Genomic DNA, 25288 nt, shown 5'->3' with positions numbered 1-25288 from the left:
AACTGAGCAATAAGCGGGACTCAACGCTAAGCTTACCCCATGAAAAAGGGAGACTCTGTCTCCCTTTTTCATGCAAGTTACTTTCTACTCAGCTAGTTCAGCGGCCAAACCGTTTGACCATCAACACTGACTGGCGTTTGAGCAAATTCGTTCAGACAGTAGCCGGTATTGCTGCTTGCAAAGTAAGTGAGAGGCATCGGCGGTAGATTCAGCGCCACAACCTGCTGTTTCGCTTTTTCTGTGAACGAGAAGCCCCACATATCTAAATAGCTCGTCATGTCTCGCTGAGAGATGTAGCTCAGAGCAATAAGCAACCAGTCGTTGTTTGAGATGCTATTTGCCTCTTCACGAGAGTAGTTGGTGAAACCAATACTCAATCGTCTCTCATGCCAAAGCGCATCATCCGATTTCAAGCGGTTAAACTCACGTTCAATCAGGTGCAATCGCGCCAATAAATGCCAACCATTTTGCAGTACACCTTCATGCTGCGTCGCCATCATCATTTGAATGTAAACGCGAGCTCCCCAACTCCAACCAGTTTGATTTTTCGCTGCCATGTAAGCGTTTGGATCCGCTTGAGTTCGGCTTGCTTGCAATAATTCAAACTGGCCTTTGAAATCTAAGCTTTGGCAAGTTGAAACTTTCCCCGTATTCTGGAAGAAACGAGACTTACTGTAATACGAGTAGTAATTAGTCGTTGAATGCCCTTCCCAGCCTGCAAATCGGAATCGACCTTTTTCCAAGCCATGACCAAGCTCATGTAAATCACCGTGACCGAGTGGGCTGAATGACCAGTAAGCATCGTATGGGTTACCAGAACAGCCGTAACCACACGTCGCTTGGTCAGCGTTCATATGCTTCACCATATCAATATTGGCGATTTCCCAACCTTGTTTTTTGGCATACTGGATAATTTCCGGAACCTCATCGATACCCGGCCCTTGGAAACCAGCCAAGACATGTGGGTAGTTATGAACATACTCTTCTGTCGCCAGCGCCATTTCAGCTGGTGTCGACCACATCTCATCGTTGACAGATTCAAGCATTTTGTCACGTTTAGAATGTACCTCAAATCCAGGCGTGATCAGTTCGGCCCAATCGAACAAATTCGCTTCAAGCTCCTGAATAAACGCATCGTTATCCTTTTCACTTCTCCATACAGGGTGTTGCGCTACATGGCTAAATGTTAGAGCTACTGGTACATCATTATTGTTAAAGTGAACCTGGATAGGCCCGCCATAAGGTGAAGTCAGCGTGATGGTTTCACCCGGCTTCACCTCATAGGCGAAAGAAGTCAGCATTTTTGGTCGCGTGTATCCATCTTTGCTGAACTCATGAGTTGCGCCACTTCTTAAACTGTTGATGACAATTTTAGTCGTCACTTCATTACTGTCATTGCGCGTGACCGTAAAGGTCTCCCCAGGAAGCGCATACACACCAGCAGAGCGGAAGTTACGCTTTGATTCCATATTAATCGTTGCGCTGATTCTCTTTACTTCAGGGCTAAACTCACTACGGCTGAAGTTCCCCATATTTGGTTGTTTTGGGTTTACGCTTCGGCTGTTGTATTGCACGTAATCGGCAAAGTACGACTTTAGGAATTCGGTCGTTTGGGTTGATTGTTTGTCCATTGGGAACACAACCGTTTGACGATAGTGATCAGCCAGCAATACCATGAGTTTTTCGTATTGGTAGCCATCTTGATTAAACAAATCTACTTTTTGTTCATCAAGCTTTTTCAACCGATGGCGAATACTGTTTGCCCCTGCATAAAATTGACTTTCCATATTCGCAGTGTCAGGACAAGATTTGTCATCACACTGTGACAAGTCAACATTGAAGTTTTGAGATTCAAAACGAGACAACAGCGCTTGTTGCGTAGCAACAGACTCTGGCACGAAGTTCATGAGTGATGAAGGCGCCCAATCAACCAAGCCTAACTTACGCCAATAGTTATCTCCCACATAATCAACATGGAATTTTTCCAAAATGTCTCTGCCAAGTTCAGTTAGTCCTCCACCCCAATGCAGGTATAGAACAGGAATTTGGGCTTGCTCAGCGTATGCCAGAGCATCGAGTACTTGTTGGTTGGTGTCGCCAGATTGCAGATGCTGTGACAAGATCAATAAGTTTGGAGTATTGGTTTGCAAGCAGCTAAGTAGCTTTGAACCATCGCATAGGTCGGCCTCATTAAACGCCAACTCTTGTGAAACATTGTCTTTCAGCCAATTCCGAGTCGCTTGCTCATCAGGGAAGTAATAAGACTGATCCATTTGCGCGATGACAACGTTTGAAGTAGTTCCGCCTGACAACCAAGTGACCAGGTTGCTTAGCCATTGAGTCATCGCTGCATTCGAAGACTCGGGAAAGCGTTGTGCCGTTCTAAATGGATTACTACCTAATAGCGCATAACGTTGACCATTAGCTTTTTCTCCAGCAACGCCAATTGACAACGCCTGATCTTTATAACCGTTGGCCATGGCCTTGTTGGTCATCAAGATGGTGTCGTTGAACCCATACTGAGGTGCCAAGATCGCTGCATCATGGGTTGGATCCCAATAAAGGCCAGAAAGGTTTTTCGCAATTGCAGATTTGATCGTATTCGACTGTTTCTTATGCCCTTCCACAACTTGCCGACTTTCTCGGATGAAATCGTTCGGGTCAGAAACGAGCAGTGCATTACCAGTTTCCAGAGCTTGTTGAACTGGATCTGGCGTTGGTTTTACTTGAGCATTAGGTTGTGATTCTCCCTCTCCCCCACCACATCCTGTGGCTAGGGCGGCAATGCCCAACGATAGAATTGTTTTTTTCATTTTTACTTACTAAACAATGAGTTTATCGAATGTTAATGTAAGTTAATGAATAATAAGAAAGAGTCTTCTACATCGGCTGGAAAAATAGGAATGAAGATAACAAAATTATCAAAAGCAATAGCACCCACTCCGGTGCTATTGCCTCTATTGATAATTAGCTTAAAGGACGCAGATAAGCTAAGAAGCGCTTCTCTGCCACTTTAAAGCACCACAAGATCATAAACGTCAGTGCCATGTAGAACAGCCCCGCCGTAAGGAAAGATTCAAATGGCGCATAGTAACGTGAGTTAACTAAACGCGCAGCGCCAGTTAGATCCATAATGGTAACGATACCCGCGACCGCACTACCGTGCAGCATGAAAATCACTTCGTTTGAATAAGCTGGTAATGCTCGACGCAGTGCACTAGGCAAGATGATACGTCTGTATGTCATAAACTTACTCATCCCATACGCTTTGGCAGCTTCTACTTCACCTTTGGGCAAGCCATTAATCGCACCACGAATAATTTCTGCTGTATAAGCCGACGTATTAAGAATAAAAGCGACTAAAGCACAAAACCAGGCGTTTTCCCACAAGGTATCTTTCACAGGAAAGAACTGATCCATACCGTAATAAATCAAATACAACTGGACCAACAACGGTGTTCCACGGAAAAAGTAAATGAATCCCCAAGAAGGTAAGCTAAAGGCATAATTCGTACTATTACGTGCCACGGCTAATGGAATCGAGACACACAAACCGATAACCAACGCTAATCCTACCAGCCAAACTGTCGTCCAAAGTCCCTGAAGATAAGTTGGGAAGCTTTCAATAATCAAAGAAAAATCCATAACTTACCTCGCATGAATACTGAACTTACGCTCAACAAGCTTGAGTAGCCCGGTCGAAACGCTGGTAAAAAACAGAAAGATGAGCGCGACAGCCATGTAAAAGGTAAACGGCATTTTCGTCGTACCTGCCGCCAACGAGCTCATTCTCACCATGTCATCCAGGCCGATGATGGACACTAACGCAGTGGTCTTGAGTAACACTAACCAGTTATTACCAAATCCAGGTAATGCATGACGAATCATCTGAGGCAGTAAGATTCTTCTAAACGATAAGGCTGAGCTCATACCATAAGCTTTTGCTGCTTCTAGTTCACCTTTGTCCACCGCCATGATCGCTCCGCGAAAAGTCTCCGCCATGTAGGCACCAAAGATAAAACCAATCGTGAGTACACCTGCAATAAATGGGCTGACATCAATATAGTCGGGTAAGTAAGACGTCCATTCATGGTTTGGATCACTCGAAGCAAACCACTCATTGAGCGTTTCGTTAATGGAGTACAGGCTATTGTTTAAAAGTATTTGTCCACCAAAGAAAATCAGCATCATCAGAACCAAATCTGGAATGCCGCGAATGACGGTGGTGTAAAGAGTGGCAATCGCCCTTGCCCATTTGTAAGGCGCTAGCTTAGCTAATGCGCCAAGCATACCTAAGATCACCGCAAGAAGGAGTGAAAGCACTGCAACTTCTATCGTTACTAAAGCCCCTTTTAAAATCGAAGCTTCGTATCCTTGTAAATCTAGCATAGGTGAGTTCCTAATCCCTAAACTCAAAAAATCGACCGTTGACTACTTCTAGGAACAAGCCAACGGTCGCTTAATTACGGTTTATTCACCGTACACATCGTAGTTAAAGTATTTACCAGCAATTTCTTGATAAACACCTTTCTCACGTAGTGAAATTATCGCCGCGTCCAATTTCTTCGTTAGATCTTTATCTTGTTTACGCACGGCAATACCAAAACCTTCACCGAACCACTTAGGATCGGTCAGTGACGGACCAACAAACTCGTACGCGTCGCCGCCCGCTTTATTAAGCACACCTTCTTCTAGAGCAGAGGCGTCGCCCAATACAGCGGCAACACGACCATTGGCTAAATCTAGGTAAGCCTCATCAAAAGAACCGTAACGAACAATTTCTACTTTATCGCCATAGTTATCTGTCAGATATTTGTCGTGTGTTGTTGCACGTTGAACGGCGATTTTCTTACCATCTAGGTTGTCAAAATCCAGATTCGCACCCTTCTTGGCAATAAATTTGTTTGGAATCAGTGCGTATTTGCCAGTGAAATCGACTTTCTTCTTACGTTCTTCAGTAATAGACATCGCAGCGATGATTGCGTCGTACTTACGCGCTAATAGAGAAGGAATGATGCCATCCCAATCTTGCGCGACAATCTTACATTTCACTTGCATTTCTTCACAAAGCGCGTTGGCCATGTCTACGTCGAAGCCTTTCAGAGAACCATCCGTTTCTGTCCAGCTAAACGGAGGGTAAGCACCCTCAATGCCAAAGCGAACTGTTTTCCATTCTTTCGCTTGAGCGACACCAGATACTGCCGTTGCAGCGATCGTTGCTGCTAATAACCACTTTTTCATTTCCATACTCCTGTGATTGCTATTTTATTTCGTTTTGTTTGTTGTGCTGGCTTAGGAGGCAATAGTCTGCCGCCTAAAAATATTAGTAAATGGATGAGATAAACTGCTGTAATCGTTCTGAATCCGGGTTTGTAAATAGCTTAGCTGGATTTCCCTGTTCTTCCACTAAGCCTTGATGCAAGAACATCACATGGTTTGATACGTCTCGCGCAAACGCCATTTCGTGCGTGACCACCAGCATGGTTCGTCCTTCATCTGCCAAATCTCTCATTACCCCTAATACTTCCCCAACTAGTTCTGGGTCAAGCGCAGAGGTTGGCTCGTCAAACAACATCACTTCAGGGTCAACTGCTAGCGCACGGGCAATAGCGGCACGTTGCTGCTGACCGCCAGATAAGTGTCCAGGATAATAGTCTTTACGCTCATATAGGCCTACTTTCTTAAGCAAGACTTCTGCGTTTTCAATCGCTTGGGCTTTTGGTACGCCTAGAACATGAACAGGGGCTTCAATCACGTTTTCTAGTACTGTCAGGTGTGACCATAAGTTGAAACCTTGGAACACCATCGCTAGACGTGAGCGAATACGTTGCACTTGCTTTTCATTAGCAGGAACAGATTCCCCTGCTCGGTTGTTCTTCATTTGGATTAATTCACCATTCACCCAAATTTCGCCTGCGGTAGGCGTTTCTAGCAAGTTGATACATCTAAGAAAGGTACTCTTACCAGAACCGGAAGAGCCAATGATGGAGATGACATCTCCTTTGTGCGCGGCAAGAGAAATTCCCTTGAGAACTTCATTTTGTCCAAATGTTTTGTGCAGGTCTTTTATATCTAGCGCTGGTACATCATTCATGCGCTCTACTCCCTGTGTTTTTGTCACTGCAATTAAGGGACTCCGCCCTCTCTAATTCGGAACAAATTAGCACCACACCCTGAAACTTGCAACAAATTATTAACCTAAATAATTCGAATAGAAAGATACGATAGCCAAATTAATATGCAATATATAGCAACTTATTCTTCAAAAGCTGAATATTAAATATAAAAAAGCCCCTTTAGAAGGGGCTTAATAAATTTACAAAAGTGTTAATTGAAACTTATTTAGGGTCGTAATGAATTAATTAAAACGACTGACTACCAATGAGTTTGAAGTACGTAACGTCACTTCATTTTCTAGGCCTTCTTTTTCAGAAGTAATGATGCCATCCAAGTCTTCATCTAGCTCAGGCTCTGACGCTTCACCATTAGAAAAGAAGCTCATGAAAACTTTAGAGTCGATATTGCTATCGTCACTCAATACCAAAGCAGTGCGATTAAAATCGTCCGAAGCTGAAACTTTCAAACCGTTAACGGCTGATGTTGGGAAATTGTAGTAATGGAGCTCAGGAACAACAACAGAGTCACTGTCGCTCTTTGTGAAAATACGATGTGTGACTTTATAGTCGCCTGAAGCCGCAAAGTAAGCGACACGAGTAAAGCCTTCTGTAGACGATGTTAAACCCATGTCCAGATCAATCACCGAGTCTGCACTTCCTTGTGTTGATACACTTGGTTTTGTGTTTGGCAGGTTATCAATATTTAAGTAAGAGCTTGGATCAACGTCAATATCCCATCCATCAGAGACCGTTTCGTTAAGTAGAGAGTCCCAACCATTAACTTGATTCTCTGAGAACGCCATGTAGACCCAAGTTTCTTTATTCGTTGCACTAGGGCGATTATATTCAACGGCCGTTTTATCTAGCTTCAGCGCATCATACGCAAAGCCGTTAGTAATAAAACCAATGTGGAGAGTGTCGTAAGTATAATCAGAAGACGAATAAATGTTTGACGTATTATCCGCTCTGACTAAGGCGATCTCACCAGTCCCCCACGAACCAATACCATACTGGTAAAGCGCTTTGTCGCTTGAACCAGATTCATACTGGAACAACGCCGTAGGCTCACCTTTAAGCCCCATAAGCTCATCGGTAGGCAACATATCAGGGTTAGGTGACGTGAAAACATCGGTTTGCGAGACAAAGTTGTAGTCTCCACCACCTGATTCAGCATTTCGGTAATCTAGGTTAGTAAACTTATTGCTTGCTAAGTTACCGCCAGTAAAGCACTTGTTCAAAGAGTCTCGGTTAAGGGCAAACGTGGCATTACGTAGTTTCTTATCTTGTAAGAATTCTTTTGAAAACGTATTTACGCGAGCTTCTCTACCGTTAAATTCTATTGCTTGAAACGTTACAAAGCCGCCGTCAGGAATATCTTCAAGATAAAACTTAAAGTTATCAGTGGTTGGTTTGATGATGTCTCCGGCTCTTTTGCCATCTGCATCAGAGTAGTAACCGATAACATAGTTAGTCACTTGCTCTTTTGACGCTGCGCTATAGGTTAAAACCGTTTTATCACCGTTCAGCTCAGTTTTGTGGTCATACACCGTACAACCTTTCGCAGTAGCTTCACTTTCAGTCATTGTTGCTGGTATAGCAAAATCAAAAGTAAACGCTGTTTTCGGCGCAGCACCACCGCCGCCACCGCCACCGCCGCCACAACCGACCATTAACCCTGAGATGATTGCCACTAGTGGCAGTACTTTAAGCTGTTTCATGTCTTTTTCCTAAACTGAGCGGCAATGATTAGCCAAAAAATCGTCTTTGCCCTGTAGAAAGCAAGAATAAAGCCAGCTTTATATAATCATCATGAATATTGATATTTACCCTGCATCCCAGAACGATAAGAGCAACAAATTCTAATTTTATGCAACTTGTGTAATGAAATTACACAAGATTTCACCATCTCATTCGCATGCCAGAAACTTTCTGTAGTTTTATTTCACAACCATTCTTAAAGTGATCTAAATCAATCACCCTAAATGGCTATCTTGCTAGACTCCTGCCAAAAGATGAGGATTTTTTTGTGCCTCAACACAATAAGTTATTAGCTATGCTTAGGCACAATGTCGACGTGTAACAAATCTAATAATAGCTAGCATAAGCGTGCCGCAGGATGCGGATTAACACAATTGAATGAAGAATTCATAACTTTTAAATATATGAGGAATCTATGTCAGACGCAGTTAACAAAACGCACTCTGATTCAGATATCGAGACCAAGAGCTACCGTGAGCTTCATCGTCCAGCATCTGAGTTCGCAAGCCGTTCAGACTACCTAGACCACGAACTACAAATTATGAAGCCGCGTCGTTTCGGCTTAAACTTGCCAGGTCGTGACTTCCGTTTTGAACTTGAAGATCTTGTTCCAGCACTTGCCGGTACGATTGGTATTATCGCAATGTACTCTGCGGTAATGATGTCTTGGGCTGAAGGCCTAACTGCCGCATGGGACCATGTTAATCTGGGCAAAGATTTCGCCATCGAAGTTGCCCGTGTAGAGATGCTCATCCCTGCACTTCTTTTCTGTGTACTTGCTTCTGGCTTTATTAACCCTAAAGCCAACCTAGCAGGTAACCACGGCCCAATGATCCCTCTTATTGGTACCATCGCGCTAGCTGGTGCTCACCCTCTTGCATTGGCAATTCTTATTGGTGTGTTTGGTTTAATTCTGAGCCTGTTAAAAGGTGGTTCAAAACTGGTTAACCTCACCTCTGAAGGTACGGCTGGTGGCCTTCTCATCTTCTTGGGTTTAACCGGAACGATGAGCCAAATTAATTCCATTCAAGCTTGGGCTGTTGGTTTGCAATCCGACACAGTTGCCGCAGGTAGCATGGGTTACATCGGTCTAATCGTTCTTGCGGTTACCATTGGCCTATACGCGTTCCTTGCTAAAGTGAACAAACGCTGGCTAGCAATCCCTGTTTGTGCCTTCACTGGCCTTGCAATCGCACTTGTTCTTGGCGCAGGCTTCGATATTAAATTCGTAACCGAGACGGGTCTTCCAAACCTAAACCCAATCTACTGGTGGGGTTCAACAGAAGAAGGTTGGATGCTTGGTCTTCCTAATATGGAACACTTCATTGCTTCTCTACCATTCGCAATTCTTGCTGTAGCAATGTGGTCTCCTGACTTCTTGGGTCACCGCATCTTCCAAGAAATGAACTACCCACGTAAGAGTGAAAAAGTACTGATGGACGTTGATGACACAATGACAATGTGTTCTGTGCGCCAAATGGTCGGTACCGCTGTCGGTGGTGGTAACATCACATCATCTTGGGGGACTTACATGATCCCTGCAGCAATCGCGAAGCGCCCTATTCCTGGCGGTGCAATCTTACTAGGTTCTCTATGTATTATTGTTGCAATCCTTGGTTTCCCTATGGATGTTGCTGTATGGCCACCAGTTATGCGCGTTGCTCTTCTCGTTGGTGTATCTCTACCACTACTTGAAGCAGGCATGCAGATGGTGAAAGACTCAAAAGATTCACAAGCAGCAGGCATCTGTATCTTTGGTTCAGCAGTCGTTAACCCTGTTCTAGCTTGGGCACTAACTATGCTTTTAGATAACAACGGCTTAATTGGTGATAAAGAGCGCGCGTCTCGCTTGTCGTTTGTAGACAAGATTGTGATCCCAGTAAGCGTACTTATTATCTGTTTAGTTGCTATGCTTGCAGTTGGTATGCTTGAAGGTCAATATGGCATCCAAGCTTGGCTGTAAAGCTGACAGTTCAGAAAATGTGTGGGTAGCGCTAGTCGCTACCCCATTTTTATCGAGATTTTTGAGGATTTATTGATTTAGTTTAAGGTTTGCAAAAAAATTTTAGTTTAACCTCTAACTGTTGCTTAAAAAGAGAAACGTTAAAACTAGTGACAATATTTATAGTTTTGTAACTCGAACATTTAAATTTAAGACTATAAATATTGTTATTCATAAGAGTGTACTGTTCCCCTCTTTAACTTGGGGATAGCTGGCTCAACGGCGAAGCAGTACGTATTTTTTTCTACTAAAAAGGTAGGTATGTCATGGCAGAGCAATTTGCTAAAGCTTGGGAAGGTTTTGCTGCAGGCGACTGGCAAAACGAAGTAAACGTTCGTGATTTCATTCAGAAGAACTACACTCCGTACGAAGGCGACGAATCTTTCCTAGTTTCTGAAGGTACTGAAGCGACTAACAAGCTTTGGGCTAAGGTAATGGAAGGCATCAAACAAGAGAACGCGACTCACGCTCCTGTTGATTTTGATACTTCAGTTATCTCTACCATCACTGCTCACGATGCAGGCTACATCGAAAAAGACCTAGAAACTATCGTAGGTCTTCAAACTGACGCTCCTCTAAAACGTGCGATCATCCCTAACGGTGGTATCCGTATGGTTGAAGGTTCATGCAAAGCCTACAACCGCGAGCTTGACCCACAAGTTAAGAAAATCTACACAGAATACCGTAAAACTCACAACCAAGGCGTTTTCGACATCTACACTCCACAAATCATGGCGTGTCGTAAGTCTGGCGTATTGACTGGTCTTCCTGATGCATACGGTCGTGGTCGTATCATCGGTGACTACCGTCGTGTTGCTCTATACGGTATTGATTTCCTAATGAAGGATAAATTCGCACAGTTCTCTTCTCTACAAGAGCGTTTCGAGAACGGCGAAGACCTACAAATGACAATGCAGCTTCGTGAAGAGATCGCAGAGCAACACCGTGCTCTAGGTCAAATCAAAGAAATGGCTGCAAAATACGGTTGTGACATTTCTCGTCCTGCTGAAACTGCACAAGAAGCTATCCAGTGGACTTACTTCGGTTACCTAGCTGCTGTTAAATCTCAAAACGGCGCGGCAATGTCTCTAGGCCGTACTTCTACGTTCCTAGACATCTTCATCGAGCGCGATATCGCTGCTGGCCGCATCACAGAAGAACAAGCTCAGGAAATGATCGACCACTTCGTAATGAAACTACGTATGGTTCGTTTCCTACGTACTCCTGAGTACGATGATCTATTCTCTGGCGACCCTATCTGGGCAACTGAGTCTATGGGTGGTATGGGTCTTGACGGTCGTACGCTAGTTACTCGTACAAACTTCCGTTTCCTAAATTCACTATACACAATGGGTCCTTCTCCAGAGCCAAACATCACTGTTCTTTGGTCTGAGCAACTACCTGAAGGCTTCAAGAAGTTCTGTGCGAAAGTGTCTATCGATACTTCTTCAATCCAGTACGAAAACGACGACCTAATGCGTCCAGACATGAACTCTGACGACTACGCAATCGCATGTTGTGTATCTCCAATGGTTGTTGGTAAGCAAATGCAGTTCTTTGGTGCTCGTGCTAACCTTGCGAAAACTATGCTTTACACCATCAACGGTGGTGTGGATGAGAAGCTAAAAATCCAAGTTGGTCCACAAATGCCGAAGATCGAAGGCGATGTCCTGAACTACGATGAGTTGTGGGAGAAAATGGACCACTTCATGGATTGGCTAGCGAAGCAGTACGTGACTGCACTAAACGCTATCCACTTCATGCACGACAAGTACAGCTACGAAGCGGCACTAATGGCTCTACATGACCGTGACGTTAAACGTACTATGGCTTGTGGTATTGCTGGTCTATCTGTTGCGGCTGACTCTCTGTCTGCAATCAAATACGCAAAAGTTAAGCCAATCCGTGACGAAGACGGTCTAGCAATCGACTTCGAAATCGAAGGTGATTACCCTAAATTTGGTAACAACGACCCACGCGTTGATGATATCGCATGTGAACTTGTTTCTGTATTTATGGGCAAAATCCGTAAGCTTAAGACTTACCGTGATGCAATCCCTACTCAGTCAATTCTTACTATCACTTCAAACGTGGTTTACGGTAAGAAAACTGGTAACACACCTGACGGTCGTCGTGCTGGTGCTCCATTTGCTCCAGGTGCTAACCCAATGCACGGTCGCGATGAGAAAGGTGCCGTAGCATCACTAACTTCAGTTGCAAAACTGCCGTTTGCTGACGCACAAGATGGTATCTCTTACACATTCTCTATCGTACCTAATGCACTAGGTAAAGATGAGGGTTCACAACGCGCTAACCTTGCCGGTCTGATGGATGGTTACTTCCACCACGAAGCGGGTATCGAAGGTGGTCAACACCTAAACGTGAACGTTCTTAACCGCGAAACTCTAGAAGACGCCGTTAAGCACCCAGAGAAATACCCTCAGCTAACAATCCGTGTATCTGGTTACGCTGTTCGCTTTAACTCTCTAACTGCAGAGCAACAAGCTGACGTAATCGCACGTACATTCACAGAGTCTCTATAAGACTTTAGTGAAATAACGTTTTAGTGATACAACAAAGGCTGATGCTTCTAAGCATCAGCCTTTTTTTATTTCTTGAATGAAAGTTGTGATATTACGAAAGATTTTGCCCACATTCTTACGTATGATGCGAAAAAAGTTAGTAAATAAAGTATATGAAACTCAGTAAATTAATTGTTCTTACTCTTCTTTCTCCAGTTGCGATGGCATCCACTAAGTCTACGGTCTCTTTTACACTCGACAATGATGGTATTTTCGGCGTCGACCAAGACTACACAAATGGTATTTTTCTTTCCTACGCAACAGGCCAACTGAAACAAGAAAGCCAATGGAAATGGCTGAGTCTGGCTGACTCAGAACACGCCAATATCGATAAAATAGAGTTGGTTCTTGGCCACAAAATGTGGACTCCGAGCGACATTGAAGCGGATTATCCACTGGTCAATGATCGCCCATATGCGGGTTATCTACATACTGAGATCAACTATCTTTCTCTGACTGATGACAAAGCCGTCCGCTACAACTTCACCATCGGTGCAACAGGTGAAAGTTCGCTTTCAGAAAAAGCGCAAGAAATCGTTCACGGCATAACAGGCTCGACTGACCCACAAGGTTGGGATTACCAGATCGACGATAAAGTGGCGTTTAGCCTTGGCTACCGCGTATTTAATAAATTGATGCGCAGCGAAGAACAAAAAACGCAATGGGAAATCACCAACATTAACGATATCAATGCGGGTAACTTCCGTAGTGATATCTCTCAAGGCGTCATGTTTCGTTGGGGTACAAACCTAGCAAGCAGCATCGGAGCCGCCAATATTAGTGTTGAGAGCCCGTTCTCAGCGAGTATGCTCGCACAGGATACTTCAAGCTGGTTCTTATTTACGGGGTTTGAAGGTCGTTACCGTTTCAATGACATGACCATCGAAGGCGATCGCCCTGGTATTCCTGAGCCATCCGCGCCATACGACGTCACACTGCAAAATTGGCAAGCAAGCGCCGTAGCGGGTGCAACTTGGTATAACCAAAATTACGGTGCAAGCCTAACCTTTACGATAAAAACGCCAGATTATGAAGAATCCCAAACTGATGTTTATGGGACAGGCTCCTTCTCTGTGTTCGCCTTTTTCTAAAAGCTGACTTATCCCTGTATCCGCACCAATCTAAATACGAGGCAAGTTCTCTCGTTTGGTATTAACCAACCCTGTGATCAAGCATTTATTTAGATTGGTCTATCTATTTTCTTTCTTCACATAACCTTGCCTTTAGTACCGACAAAGCTGTTTTAACCCTGCTTTTTGTAATAAAATAACAGCTAGAATTTACTAGTAATGAGAGCAAAAGATGTCAACAACTGGTCGTATTCACTCATTTGAGTCATGTGGTACCGTAGACGGACCTGGTATTCGTTTTATCGTCTTCTTGCAAGGTTGTTTGATGCGCTGTAAGTATTGCCACAATCGCGATACATGGGATACGCATGATGGCAAAGAAGTTACGGTTGAAGAGATCATTTCCGAAGCGAAAAGTTACCGCCACTTCATGAATGCATCAGGTGGTGGCGTTACTTGTTCTGGCGGCGAAGCGATGCTTCAACCTGAATTTGTACGGGACTTTTTCCGCGCAGCTAAAGCAGAAGGTATTCATACGTGTCTAGATACGAACGGCTATGTTCGTAAACACACTGATGTTATTGATGAAGTACTGGATGCAACAGACTTAGTAATGCTTGATATCAAGCACATGAAAGATGAAGTGCACCAAGATCTCATCGGCGTATCGAACCGACGTACATTGGACTTTGCTCGTTACTTGCAAAAAATCGGAAAGAAAACTTGGATTCGCTATGTAGTCGTGCCTGGTTACACGGATGACCCTGAAGCGGCACACATGCTTGGTGAGTTTATTAAAGATATGGATAACATCGAAAAGGTCGAGTTACTTCCTTATCACAAATTGGGTGCCCATAAATGGGAAGCATTGGGCTTAGAATACCCACTCGAAGGGGTAAACCCTCCACCGAAAGAAACGATGGACGAGATTCAATCCATTCTTGCGCAGTACAACGATAACGTAAAATACTAAGTGAACAGCAAGACTAACCTCTTTAAAATACCAGCAATATGCTGGTATTTTTTTAACTATACCTAAGTACCTTCAATGAATCTCTATGAGGTGATTTAGGTATAAAAAGAACAATAGAAATGATTGCGTCATGATCGCATAGGAAGGAAGTAACATGGATTGGTTTAACTTGGGCTCTCTGGTTGTCATACTTTGGATAGTGCTCGCCTACTGTCTACCAGATTGGAAAAAAGTCGTTTGGCCCAAGCTTGAAAAGGAAAAAGCATTTCAGCACCTCGTTTTCGCAACACTCTTTTTTTTCAGCATCTTATGGGCAACCCAAGCTGGCGTAAAAGAAGGACTACAGATTCATTTTCTCGCGCTAACAACGCTGACGATGATGTATGGTTGGCGTATGGCCTTTCTAATCAGTATCCCCGCAATGCTGGTCAACCACCTGCTACATGATGTGTCGTTGTTGCAGTTACCCACATCTTTAGTATTGTCTGCCCTGCTTCCTATCTTCATTAGTTACCTCGTCTTTCTTTTGAGTTATCACTACTTGCCAAGAAACATTTTTGTATTCATCTTCGTTGCAGGTTTTTTCAACGGCGCGATAACAGGAAGCCTGCATCTGCTGATTAACTCCTTTTACCATTTATCGGTTGGTCATTACGATTGGGAAACCATTCAACATAACTACTTTATTTTTGTACCGTTGCTTGCCTTCCCTGAGGGCCTATTAAATGGTATGTCACTGGCGGTTTTAACCGTATTCAAGCCAGAGTGGCTAAGAGTATTTTCAGACCGAGACTACATATACAATCATTACCATAAATAAGTGTTTTTAAACTGGTCAAAAGTGACAGTTCTTGCCATTTTTTAGTATTAAATATGTGTTGAGATCATGTTTCACTCATGTCTTAAGCGTTAACCTAAGCACATTAAAAATGTATTAGATATCTAGTGAGGTCATCATGGAAATGTCAAACGCTCAACGTTTGATTCTATCAAACCAATACAACCTTATGTCTCAACTTGATCCAAGTAATGCGGCCAAATACAAACGCTTACAAACGATCGTTGAACGTGGCTATGAGCTACAAATGCGTGAGTTGAATAAAGATTTCGGCTGTCTGTCAGAAGCGGAGTGTCGTGAGATCATCGACGTTATGGAGATGTATCACGCGATGCAAGAATCTTACAACATGCTCGATACCGAAGATCGTAACAAAGTGGATCAGCGCCGCTTGCAGTTCCTTGGGTTTGATATTGCTTCAGAGGCCCAACAAGTCCATTACGTACGCTTCCTTATTGATTCTGAAGGTCTGTACCCTCAATTTGATAAAGCAGACCATCACTTTAACAGCCAAATGCCAATGCTGGATAAATACCGTCGTATGCTACAAACTTGGCGCAACTGCCCTCGTCAGTACCATTTATGCGAAAACGAGCTTGCACAAATCTTCAGCGCATAAACTATTCGTCTACGAAAAGGAAAGCACTCGCTTTCCTTTTTTATTTGCCCTGTCACAACCTTACCGCTGCTTTTTCACCTTCTTACGCTTCCCTTGTGCGATGTAGAGCAATGAATCACTGAGACCCTTCTGTCTTTGCCAAATATCTGATTTCTATTGCACCTATTCACGACATAAATTCATCTTCAGTGAAAGAGTGATTCAAATGTCACTTTTGCAATAAATTCATAATTGTTAAGCAAAATTGCAAATCCCCGACTAGGCTTAAGTAGAGAAAGGCTGTGATTGAAAGATTCATACCCACCGCTCACCGTTGTAATGAAAAAACTGTCCATAAAGCAAAGTCTTTGGTGTCGCCAATCTTACATTCTGTACGAACCAAATGTGATAACAGGACGTATATTCAAACAACAAGGAGCATAACAATAGGTGGGAAAGCCTGAATCAACGTTCGTCGGTAGACTGACTATTAAAGGGGAAAGCGACATGAGTATTTTCGACCACTATCAATCAAGATATGAAGCTGCAAAAGATGAAGAGATGTCGTTACAGGAGTTTCTAGCCCTGTGTAAGGATGACAAAAGCGCTTATGCTAATGCAGCAGAACGCCTACTGATGGCGATCGGTGAACCAGAGATAATCGATACGGCAAAAGACCCGAGATTGAGCCGCATCTTCTCGAATCGTGTTATCTCTCGTTATGAAACCTTTAAAGATTTTTATGGTATGGAAGATGCCATAGAGCAAATTGTGTCTTACCTAAAACACGCGGCGCAAGGTTTAGAGGAACGTAAGCAGATCCTTTACCTACTCGGTCCTGTCGGCGGTGGTAAGTCCTCACTTGCTGAAAAACTTAAGGCTTTGATGGAACAGATGCCTATCTATGTTCTTACTGCTAATGGCGAACGTAGCCCAGTGAATGACCATCCATTCTGTCTATTCAAAGCCACGGAAGACGGCGATATTTTGAAAAAAGAATATGGCATCGAGCAACGTTATCTTCGCTCGATTATGTCGCCATGGGCCGCTAAGCGCCTTCATGAATTTGGCGGCGATATCACTAAATTTAAGGTAGTGAAAGTTCGCCCTTCAATTCTCGATCAGATCGGTATTGCTAAAACAGAACCTGGGGATGAAAACAACCAAGATATTTCATCACTGGTTGGTAAAGTCGATATCCGCAAACTCGAACATTATTCGCAAGACGACCCAGATGCCTACAGCTACTCCGGTGCGCTGTGTAAAGCAAACCAAGGTTTAATGGAATTCGTTGAGATGTTCAAAGCGCCGATCAAAGTACTTCACCCACTATTGACGGCAACGCAAGAAGGTAACTTCAACGGTACTGAAGGTCTATCTGCGATTCCATTCGACGGTATGATTCTGGCTCACTCGAACGAATCTGAGTGGCAGACCTTCCGTAACAACAAAAATAACGAAGCCTTCCTCGACCGTGTGTACATTGTAAAAGTACCTTACTGTCTCCGCGTATCCGAAGAAGTGAAAATTTACCAAAAACTGCTTGAAAACAGTGAGCTGTCTCAGGCTCCTTGTTCTCCAAGCACGCTCGAAACTCTAGCGCAATTCAGTATTCTTTCACGCCTGAAAGAGCCTGAAAATTCATCCATTTTCTCAAAAATGCGCGTCTACGATGGTGAAACGCTCAAAGACACCGATCCAAAGGCAAAAAGCTATCAAGAGTATCGTGATTATGCGGGTGTCGATGAAGGCATGAATGGTCTCTCTACACGTTTCGCCTTTAAGATTTTGTCGCGCGTATTTAACTTCGACCAAACCGAGGTGGCAGCCAACCCTGTACACCTGTTCTATGTGATTGAACAACAGGTTGAACGTGAACAGTTCCCTGCTGAAACGGCAGAGAAATATCTCGAGTTCTTGAAAGGCTACCTAGTGCCTCGCTACGTTGAATTTATTGGTAAAGAGATTCAGACCGCTTATCTCGAGTCTTACTCTGAATACGGTCAGAACATCTTCGACCGCTATGTCACCTACGCAGACTTCTGGATTCAAGACCAAGAGTACCGAGATCCAGAAACTGGTCAGCTATTTGATCGCTCTTCACTGAATGCTGAACTAGAGAAGATCGAGAAAACCGCTGGTATTTCTAACCCGAAAGATTTCCGAAACGAAATCGTTAACTTTGTGCTTCGTGCGAAAGCGAATAACAATGGTCAAAACCCGGTTTGGACCAGCTACGAAAAACTGCGCACAGTAATCGAGAAGAAAATGTTCTCCAATACTGAAGAGCTACTTCCGGTTATCTCATTTAATGCGAAAACCTCTTCTGAAGATCAGAAGAAGCATGACGACTTTGTCGCTCGCATGATGGAAAAAGGCTATACCGAGAAACAGGTTCGCCTACTTTCTGAGTGGTACCTACGAGTACGTAAGTCATCCTAACCCAGTATTGAGTTAGGTCGCTTGTGAAACATGAAGAGGGCTATTTCATGGCGCAATTTATAGACCGAAGGCTCAATGGCAAGAACAAGAGCGCTGTTAATCGACAGCGCTTCTTGAAGCGCCACAAAGAGCAAATAAAAGAGTCGGTAGCAGACGCAGTGAATCGACGCTCGATTACGAATACGGAAACGGGCGAAGACGTCTCTATCCCTCACAAAGACATCAATGAGCCGATCTTTCATCAAGGCAAAGGTGGTGTTCGCGAACGAGTTCATCCCGGCAATGACCAGTTCATTACTGGTGATAAAATTGAGCGTCCTAAAGGTGGCGGTCAAGGTAGTGGCTCGGGAGAAGGCAATGCCAGTCCAGATGGAGAAGGCCAAGACGAATTTGTATTCCAAATATCAAAAGATGAGTACCTAGATATTTTGTTCGAAGATCTCGAGCTGCCTAATCTAGAAAAAAACCAAATTGCCAAAATTACTGAATGGAAAACGCACCGCGCAGGCTTTCAAACTGCTGGTATCCCTTCAAACATTGCGGTAGTACGTTCGCTACAACAATCTCTTGCACGACGTACGGCAATGACCGCAGGTAAGAAACGTCTTCTCAAAGAGCTAGAAGATGAACTTGCTCGTATCAAAAACATTGAACCCGCTCAGCAGTTTGAAGAGAACCGCTTGAAGGCTGAAATTGAAGAGCTGCGTAAGAAAATTGAGGGGGTTCCATTTATTGACACCTTCGACTTACGCTTTAAAAACTATGAAAAACGCCCTGTACCATCTAGTCAAGCTGTGATGTTTTGTTTGATGGACGTATCGGGCTCGATGGATCAAGCAACGAAAGACATCGCAAAACGTTTTTACGTTCTGTTATACCTGTTTTTAACTCGTACTTACGAGAATGTAGACGTCGTCTTTATTCGCCACCACACCCAAGCGAAAGAAGTGGACGAACACGAGTTCTTCTACTCGCAAGAGACCGGGGGCACTATTGTATCCAGCGCATTGAAACTGATGGACGAAATCGTAAAAGAGCGCTATCCAATTGGACAATGGAACATTTATGCTGCGCAAGCATCTGATGGCGATAACTGGGCAGATGACTCGCCAAGATGCCGCGATCTATTAGTGAACAAACTACTGCCAAACTGTCAGTACTACTCCTACATAGAAATTACGCGACGCTCGCACCAAACTCTATGGCATGAGTACGAAAAACTCACCGATGAATTTCCGAACTTCGCAATGAAAAACATTCGCTCTGTGGAGGATATTTTCCCAGTCTTCCGTGAACTATTCCAAAAAGAAACGGCGTAAGGAGGCTAGCGATGAGTACCGCAACGAAAAACCTCTCAGGAGAGGCACCTAAGAAGCGTAATAGTAAAATGCTGCCAGATGGACCGGATTGGACATTTGAGCTGTTGGAACGCTACCACAAAGAGATTAAGCGTGTCGCACAACACTATCGCCTAGACACTTACCCTAACCAGATAGAAGTGATTACTTCCGAACAAATGATGGATGCCTACTCAAGTATTGGTATGCCCATCAATTACAACCACTGGTCGTTTGGTAAAAAGTTCATCCAAACGGAACAGAACTATAAGCATGGTCAAATGGGGTTAGCCTACGAGATTGTCATTAACTCCAATCCGTGTATCGCCTATTTGATGGAAGAAAACACCGTGACAATGCAAGCGCTAGTGATTGCTCACGCTTGTTACGGGCACAACTCTTTCTTCAAAGGTAATTATCTGTTCCAAACCTGGACGGACGCTAGCTCCATCATCGATTATTTGCTGTTTGCCAAAAAGTATTTGGCTGAATGTGAGGAGCGATATGGAGTACAGGAAGTGGAAAAACTGCTCGACTCCTGCCACGCCTTAATGAACTTTGGTGTGGATCGTTACAAGCGACCAGAAAAAATCTCCATTACCGAAGAGAAAGCGCGACAAGAAGAACGCGAGGCATACTTACAGTCTCAAGTGAATGAATTGTGGCGCACAGTACCAAGAGCCAAAACCAAAGAGGAAGATCTTAAAGAGCGGTTCCCAAGCGAGCCTCAGGAAAACTTGCTCTACTTTTTCGAAAAGCATGCCCCGCTACTAGAGCCGTGGCAACGTGAAGTCGTGCGGATTGTACGCAAAATCAGTCAGTATTTTTATCCGCAAAAACAAACGCAGGTCATGAACGAAGGCTGGGCAACATTCTGGCATTACACCATTCTCAACCATCTTTACGATGAGGGTTTGGTATCCGAAAAGTTCATTCTAGAGTTCTTACATAGCCATACCAGTGTAGTAGCTCAACCGCCTTATAACAGTCCTTACTTTAATGGTATTAATCCATACGCCTTGGGCTTTGCTATGTTCCGAGATATTAAACGTATCTGTGAAGAACCCACTGATGAGGACAAGGAGTGGTTTCCGGACTTGGCAGGAACCGATTGGTTAGATGCGGTACATTTCGCGATGCATAATTTCAAAGATGAAAGCTTCATTAGCCAATACCTTTCTCCGAAATTAATGCGTGATTTCAAGCTGTTTGCGATCAACGATGATGACCACAAAAACTTTATTGAAGTCGCCGCGATACACGATGAGATGGGTTATAAACGCATTAGAGAAACCTTAGCCGCTCAGTACAACTTATCTAATCTTGAGCCAAACATTCAGGTATTTAATGTCGATGTTCGTGGTGATCGCTCACTCACGTTGCAATACGTACCTCATAACCGAATCCCGCTTGATGACAGTTACGAAGAAGTTCTGAAACACGTATACCGATTGTGGGGATTTGATGTCATTCTGCAAGAAGTAAAAGACACAGGTCACCGAGAAGTCTTAGCGACCTGCCCTAAACGGAATCAATATGACACAAACATCTAACTAATACTTGGGCATAAGCAACAAAAAGGCTCCTAATTCAGGAGCCTTTCTCGTTCTTAATTCAATGTGACCTTTAGTTATGCTTGCTTCGCCACAATAGCGCGCACCGCCTCTAGATCTTCTGGCGTATCAACGCCGGCTGCTGGCGCTTCTTTCGCTACCGCTACATGAATTTTTTCACCGTACCAAAGCACTCGTAGTTGCTCAAGGCACTCGATCTGCTCCAATGCGCTCGGAGCCCAGTTTACATACGTATTAATAAAACCAGCTCGATAAGCATAAATACCAATATGACGCATTAATGGGTTGGCAATGATTTTGTCTTGTTTGGCAAAGTTATCGCGATCCCAAGGGATAGTTGCTCGACTAAAGTACATCGCATAACCTTGCTCATTAGCCACAACTTTAACTGCATTCGGATTGAACACTTCTTCTTCTGAGTCTATTTCTACGGCTAATGTCGCCATCGGAGCATCACATCCCGATAAGTTATCAGCAACCTGACGAATGATAGACGGTGGAATCAAAGGCTCGTCCCCTTGCACATTAACAATAATGTGGTCTGCAGGAATAGCCATTTTTTCAACAACTTCAGCAAGGCGTTCAGTACCTGATTCGTGGTTAGGAGAGGTCATACAGACTTTACCACCAAACGACGAGACAGCATCAGCAACACGCTCGTCATCAGTTGCCACGATAACATCTTCCGCACCCGCTTGTAGCGCTTGATCGTAAACCCACTGAACCATTGGCTTACCGCCAATATCCGCTAACGGTTTACCAGGCAAACGGCTCGATGCGTAACGCGAAGGAATGACAACCGTAAAAGACATTAGCGTCCCTCATCCATATTCATAGTACGAGCCTCAGGCTCGAGCAGAACGGGAATACCCTCTTTGATTGGGTAAGCGAGGCGATCCAATTTGCAGATCAACTCTTGATTCTCTTTATCGTACGTCAGCTTACCTTTGCAAACAGGGCAAGCTACAATCTCAAGCAGACGGTGATCCATAAGCCGCTTTAACCTCTTTTATTCTATTTAAAATTTGCTCTGCATCGTTTGGTTCAAACTGGGCAGATACAGGCAGATACCACCAATTATCTTGCGCATAATGGCTGCACTTGACGGCATCTTTCTCGGTCATAATCACATTGGCTCCTTGTTGAGCCAATGCTTCTAATTCTTGTTGGTTAAAGTCTTGATGGTCAGCAAAACCTTTTGTGACTTTAACATCTGCGTTCATCGAGTTTAGTGTATGAAAAAATCGTGGTGGATGCCCAATCCCTGCAAATGCCACTAGCTCTTTTAATTCAGAAACGTCCACAAGTTGCTTAGTCTTGAGGTTAATGGCTTTAGATGGCGCTAAAGTCATTGCGATTTCGCCCGTATGTGCTTGACCGCCATTGGTGATGATAAAGTCGACTTCAGCAAGACGCTCGACCCCTTCACGAAGTGGGCCAAGCGGAATGAGGCTTTCATTCCCAAATCGGCGATTCCCATCCACAATCACTAACTCAATATCACGGCCTAACGCATAATGCTGTAACCCATCGTCCGTAATAATGATATCTACACCCGACTCTAGCAGTGCTTTCACTGCATTTGAACGCACCGGGTCTACCGCAACAGGTGCTCCTGTGCGGCGATGAATCAACTTAGGTTCATCACCACAATGTTTCGCAGGCGTATCTTCTTTTAGCACTAACGGATAGGCAGGCGCTTTTGCTCCATAGCCACGAGAAACGACCCCTGGCTTAAGCCCAAGCTGTTGCAGTTGCTCAACAAGCCAAACCACAACTGGTGTTTTGCCATTACCACCAGCCGTGATATTGCCGACAACAATAACAGGGATAGGCGCGTTGTAGGCTTGCTTACGGCCTGTTTGATATTGCTTTCGCTTAGACTTACTTATTGCTCCAAATAATACACTCAGTGGCCACAAAAGCGGCCACAAGAGGTATTTTATTGGATGGTTTTCAAACCAGATTTTTTCAACCACCACGTCTATTCACCAAACTGAATACGGTGCAATTGTGCATACGCACCATTTTTTGCAATAAGATCGGCATGGTTGCCACGCTCAATGATGGCGCCATCATCAACCACAAGAATCTCATCGGCTTTCTCGATAGTTGACAAGCGGTGCGCAATCACGAGTACCGTTTTGTCTTTCTGCAGCTCATCTAATGCAGCTTGGATAGCGCGTTCTGATTCCGTATCCAAAGCAGAGGTCGCCTCATCAAGAATCAATACCGGTGCATCACGCAATAGAGCACGTGCAATAGCGACACGTTGACGTTGACCACCAGATAGACTCGCGCCATTTTCACCAATCATGGTATCAAGTCCATCATCCATTTTGCTGATGAATTCCATTGCATGCGCGAGTTTTGCCGCTTTCTCGATATCACTGCGCTCGTATTTTCCATCCGTTGCGTAAGCAATATTGTTTGCAATCGTGTCATTAAATAAATGCACATTTTGTGATACTAGCGCAAACTGCTGACGCAAGTTCTTTAACTCGTATTCACGAATATCATGTCCGTCTAATGTGATGGAGCCACTATCAACATCATAGAAACGATTGAACAAGTTCGCGATGGTACTTTTACCGGAACCGGAACGACCAACCAGCGCAACGGTCTTCCCTCTTGGAATATCGAAGCTGACATTTTCCAATGCTGGCTTTTCTGCGCCAGTATAAGTAAAGCTTACGTTTTTAACTGAAACATCGCCATTTGCGCGTTCAACTGTCAACTTACCTTCGTTTTTCTCAGGCTCAAGGTCAATCAACGCAAAGAGCGTTTGGCTCGCGGCCATACCACGTTGGAACTGAGAGGTAACGTTAGTAAGCGCTTTAAGCGGACGCATCAAACCAAACATCGCAGTGAAGACAACGGTAAATGTACCTGGAGTCAGTTGCTCTTTAATCGAGTCAATACTTGCTAAGTAAAGAACGGCAACAATAGCAAGTGACGCAATCATTTGGATGATAGGGTTAGCCGCCGCTTGAGCCGTCACCAACTTCATGCTTTGTTGACGCATTTGGTTGCTGACCTTCTCAAATCGTTGACGCTCGATATCCTGGCCGCCGTAGCTCAACACGACTTTATGGCCTTTCAGCATCTGCTCTGCTGACGCAGTTACGTTGCCCATCATTGTCTGCATATTTTTGGATATGTTTCTAAAACGTTTAGAAACGACACCAATACCCCACGCGACAACAGGACCAACAGCAAACAGCACTAACGACAACTGCCAGCTGTAGTAAAACATCAGGACTAACAGGCCAATGATACTTGCACCTTCGCGAACGATGCTCACTAACGCCTGGCTGGTTGCCGCAGATACTTGCTCTGAATCGTAGGTAATACGTGACAATAAATTGCCCGTTTTTTCCTTATCGAAGTAAGACACTGGCATATGCATAAAGTGATTGAATACCATGCGGCGGACTTGCATAACCACATTGCCGGATACCCAGCTCAAACAGTATGTGGAGACAAATCCACTTATGCCACGGACAAACATCATGGCAAAAATAATCAATGGAAGCGTGCGTAGAAAATCAGATTCAGCGTTCCCAAAACCTTCATCTAGTAATGGTTTTAATAGGGAAATCATATAGGTATCTGATATAGCATTAATAACTAATGCAATGACTGCAACGACAAGACCTGACTTGTAAAGGCGAATAAATTGCCATAGACGCTTAAACGTCTGCCAAGTCGTTTCATCAGTATTTATCGACATAGAAGTGCTTTATTTTCTTACATTAAGACTCTCATTCTACTCCCTTACGCAGCATCTGCCTATACCAAGGCTCAAATGTATCGCTACGTTTGGTTTCTGAGCGCCAATTATCACGGTGAATAGAGAAGCTTACCTGACCATATTCCCCAGTATCAAGCCAAGTAATGTCAAGTGAAGTGGCATAGTGAATTTGGCCACCTGATTAAGAGGTGATGTATGATCATCTCGATACTAAAACAGGTGACATTATGACTAAGCGTGAAAG

Annotated in this window: 19 protein-coding genes; 9 read left to right on the top strand and 10 right to left on the bottom strand. The window is 44.0% G+C overall.

Translation table 11 applies throughout. The annotated features are described in order from the left end of the window. Window positions 1-92: 92 nt before the first annotated feature. The 6 genes from B7360_RS11640 to B7360_RS11615 all read right to left on the bottom strand — a co-directional run bounded on the left by B7360_RS11640 (window position 93) and on the right by B7360_RS11615 (window position 7834). On the bottom strand, window positions 93-2813 hold the full coding sequence (locus B7360_RS11640; protein ID WP_085343554.1) for an ImpA family metalloprotease: 2721 nt from the start codon (window positions 2811-2813) through the stop codon (window positions 93-95). A gap of 154 nt (window positions 2814-2967) precedes the next feature. After that, the gene (locus B7360_RS11635) at window positions 2968-3645 is read right to left on the bottom strand and encodes an ABC transporter permease (RefSeq protein ID WP_005390676.1); all 678 of its coding nucleotides are present in this window, start codon (window positions 3643-3645) and stop codon (window positions 2968-2970) included. 3 nt (window positions 3646-3648) lie between these two features. Beyond that, the gene (locus B7360_RS11630) at window positions 3649-4389 is read right to left on the bottom strand and encodes an ABC transporter permease (RefSeq protein ID WP_006742137.1); all 741 of its coding nucleotides are present in this window, start codon (window positions 4387-4389) and stop codon (window positions 3649-3651) included. An 81-nt stretch (window positions 4390-4470) separates the two neighbouring features. Next, window positions 4471-5241, bottom strand: coding sequence for an ABC transporter substrate-binding protein (locus B7360_RS11625; RefSeq protein WP_012841998.1), 771 nt, complete (start codon window positions 5239-5241; stop codon window positions 4471-4473). An 82-nt stretch (window positions 5242-5323) separates the two neighbouring features. After that, window positions 5324-6094 carry an ABC transporter ATP-binding protein gene (locus B7360_RS11620; RefSeq protein ID WP_005378438.1) on the bottom strand — a complete coding sequence of 257 codons (771 nt, stop codon included), beginning with the start codon at window positions 6092-6094 and terminating at the stop codon, window positions 5324-5326. 264 nt (window positions 6095-6358) lie between these two features. After that, entirely contained in the window at window positions 6359-7834 is a 1476-nt protein-coding gene (locus B7360_RS11615) for a 54K polar flagellar sheath protein A (RefSeq protein ID WP_085343553.1), read from the bottom strand. Between the two features lie 455 nt (window positions 7835-8289). Here B7360_RS11615 and B7360_RS11610 point away from each other — a divergent pair, with 455 nt between their 5' ends. The 9 genes from B7360_RS11610 to B7360_RS11570 all read left to right on the top strand — a co-directional run bounded on the left by B7360_RS11610 (window position 8290) and on the right by B7360_RS11570 (window position 21269). Beyond that, a complete protein-coding gene (locus B7360_RS11610) occupies window positions 8290-9837 on the top strand; it encodes a DUF3360 family protein (protein ID WP_005390668.1) in 1548 nt (515 codons plus the stop codon). Window positions 9838-10142: 305 nt separating this feature from the next. After that, window positions 10143-12419: a formate C-acetyltransferase gene (gene pflB / locus B7360_RS11605; protein ID WP_005390666.1), complete on the top strand. Its 2277-nt coding sequence runs from the start codon at window positions 10143-10145 to the stop codon at window positions 12417-12419. A 152-nt stretch (window positions 12420-12571) separates the two neighbouring features. Beyond that, entirely contained in the window at window positions 12572-13549 is a 978-nt protein-coding gene (locus tag B7360_RS11600) for a lipid A deacylase LpxR family protein (RefSeq protein ID WP_085343552.1), read from the top strand. A 211-nt stretch (window positions 13550-13760) separates the two neighbouring features. Next, entirely contained in the window at window positions 13761-14501 is a 741-nt protein-coding gene (gene pflA, locus B7360_RS11595) for a pyruvate formate lyase 1-activating protein (protein ID WP_005390663.1), read from the top strand. A 154-nt stretch (window positions 14502-14655) separates the two neighbouring features. After that, entirely contained in the window at window positions 14656-15321 is a 666-nt protein-coding gene (locus B7360_RS11590) for an energy-coupling factor ABC transporter permease (protein WP_006742143.1), read from the top strand. A 136-nt stretch (window positions 15322-15457) separates the two neighbouring features. Continuing rightward, complete coding sequence (locus B7360_RS11585; protein WP_005390659.1) at window positions 15458-15958, top strand: YfbU family protein; 501 nt, start codon at window positions 15458-15460, stop codon at window positions 15956-15958. Window positions 15959-16444: 486 nt separating this feature from the next. Next, a complete protein-coding gene (locus B7360_RS11580) occupies window positions 16445-18379 on the top strand; it encodes a PrkA family serine protein kinase (RefSeq protein WP_005390658.1) in 1935 nt (644 codons plus the stop codon). A gap of 47 nt (window positions 18380-18426) precedes the next feature. Next, window positions 18427-19698: a YeaH/YhbH family protein gene (locus B7360_RS11575; protein ID WP_005390656.1), complete on the top strand. Its 1272-nt coding sequence runs from the start codon at window positions 18427-18429 to the stop codon at window positions 19696-19698. Between the two features lie 11 nt (window positions 19699-19709). After that, window positions 19710-21269 (top strand): SpoVR family protein, encoded by a 1560-nt coding sequence (locus tag B7360_RS11570; protein WP_006742146.1) that lies wholly within the window; start codon window positions 19710-19712, stop codon window positions 21267-21269. A gap of 77 nt (window positions 21270-21346) precedes the next feature. Here the strand turns inward: B7360_RS11570 and kdsB are convergent, their stop codons facing one another. Genes kdsB through msbA form a run of 4 tightly spaced genes read right to left on the bottom strand, consistent with a single transcriptional unit; the run spans window position 21347 to window position 25023 of the window. Continuing rightward, window positions 21347-22102: a 3-deoxy-manno-octulosonate cytidylyltransferase gene (gene kdsB, locus B7360_RS11565; protein WP_085343551.1), complete on the bottom strand. Its 756-nt coding sequence runs from the start codon at window positions 22100-22102 to the stop codon at window positions 21347-21349. Next, a complete protein-coding gene (locus tag B7360_RS11560; RefSeq protein ID WP_085343550.1) occupies window positions 22102-22281 on the bottom strand; it encodes a Trm112 family protein in 180 nt (59 codons plus the stop codon). The genes kdsB and B7360_RS11560 overlap by 1 nt, the downstream gene beginning before the upstream one ends. After that, entirely contained in the window at window positions 22262-23269 is a 1008-nt protein-coding gene (gene lpxK, locus B7360_RS11555; protein ID WP_085343603.1) for a tetraacyldisaccharide 4'-kinase, read from the bottom strand. The genes B7360_RS11560 and lpxK overlap by 20 nt, the downstream gene beginning before the upstream one ends. 5 nt (window positions 23270-23274) lie before the next feature. Continuing rightward, window positions 23275-25023 (bottom strand): lipid A ABC transporter ATP-binding protein/permease MsbA, encoded by a 1749-nt coding sequence (gene msbA / locus B7360_RS11550; RefSeq protein WP_085343549.1) that lies wholly within the window; start codon window positions 25021-25023, stop codon window positions 23275-23277. Window positions 25024-25288 lie beyond the last annotated feature (265 nt).

This window comes from Vibrio sp. ArtGut-C1, assembly GCF_002105475.1.
In the GTDB taxonomy this organism is placed as follows: Bacteria; Pseudomonadota; Gammaproteobacteria; order Enterobacterales; family Vibrionaceae; genus Vibrio; species Vibrio diabolicus.
This window is presented reverse-complemented; position numbering and strand designations above follow the sequence as displayed.

Bases quoted from the DNA above. Each gene is read 5' to 3' on its own strand.
- B7360_RS11570 (WP_006742146.1), top strand. From the start codon at position 19,710: ATGAGTACCGCAACGAAAAACCTCTCAGGAGAGGCACCTAAGAAGCGT.
- B7360_RS11615 (WP_085343553.1), bottom strand. From the start codon at position 7,834: ATGAAACAGCTTAAAGTACTGCCACTAGTGGCAATCATCTCAGGGTTA.
- pflA (WP_005390663.1), top strand. From the start codon at position 13,761: ATGTCAACAACTGGTCGTATTCACTCATTTGAGTCATGTGGTACCGTA.
- kdsB (WP_085343551.1), bottom strand. From the start codon at position 22,102: ATGTCTTTTACGGTTGTCATTCCTTCGCGTTACGCATCGAGCCGTTTG.
- B7360_RS11620 (WP_005378438.1), bottom strand. From the start codon at position 6,094: ATGAATGATGTACCAGCGCTAGATATAAAAGACCTGCACAAAACATTT.
- B7360_RS11625 (WP_012841998.1), bottom strand. From the start codon at position 5,241: ATGAAAAAGTGGTTATTAGCAGCAACGATCGCTGCAACGGCAGTATCT.
- pflB (WP_005390666.1), top strand. From the start codon at position 10,143: ATGGCAGAGCAATTTGCTAAAGCTTGGGAAGGTTTTGCTGCAGGCGAC.
- B7360_RS11580 (WP_005390658.1), top strand. From the start codon at position 16,445: ATGAGTATTTTCGACCACTATCAATCAAGATATGAAGCTGCAAAAGAT.
- B7360_RS11610 (WP_005390668.1), top strand. From the start codon at position 8,290: ATGTCAGACGCAGTTAACAAAACGCACTCTGATTCAGATATCGAGACC.
- B7360_RS11640 (WP_085343554.1), bottom strand. From the start codon at position 2,813: ATGAAAAAAACAATTCTATCGTTGGGCATTGCCGCCCTAGCCACAGGA.
- msbA (WP_085343549.1), bottom strand. From the start codon at position 25,023: ATGTCGATAAATACTGATGAAACGACTTGGCAGACGTTTAAGCGTCTA.
- B7360_RS11585 (WP_005390659.1), top strand. From the start codon at position 15,458: ATGGAAATGTCAAACGCTCAACGTTTGATTCTATCAAACCAATACAAC.
- B7360_RS11635 (WP_005390676.1), bottom strand. From the start codon at position 3,645: ATGGATTTTTCTTTGATTATTGAAAGCTTCCCAACTTATCTTCAGGGA.
- B7360_RS11600 (WP_085343552.1), top strand. From the start codon at position 12,572: ATGAAACTCAGTAAATTAATTGTTCTTACTCTTCTTTCTCCAGTTGCG.
- B7360_RS11575 (WP_005390656.1), top strand. From the start codon at position 18,427: ATGGCGCAATTTATAGACCGAAGGCTCAATGGCAAGAACAAGAGCGCT.
- B7360_RS11590 (WP_006742143.1), top strand. From the start codon at position 14,656: ATGGATTGGTTTAACTTGGGCTCTCTGGTTGTCATACTTTGGATAGTG.
- B7360_RS11630 (WP_006742137.1), bottom strand. From the start codon at position 4,389: ATGCTAGATTTACAAGGATACGAAGCTTCGATTTTAAAAGGGGCTTTA.
- B7360_RS11560 (WP_085343550.1), bottom strand. From the start codon at position 22,281: ATGGATCACCGTCTGCTTGAGATTGTAGCTTGCCCTGTTTGCAAAGGT.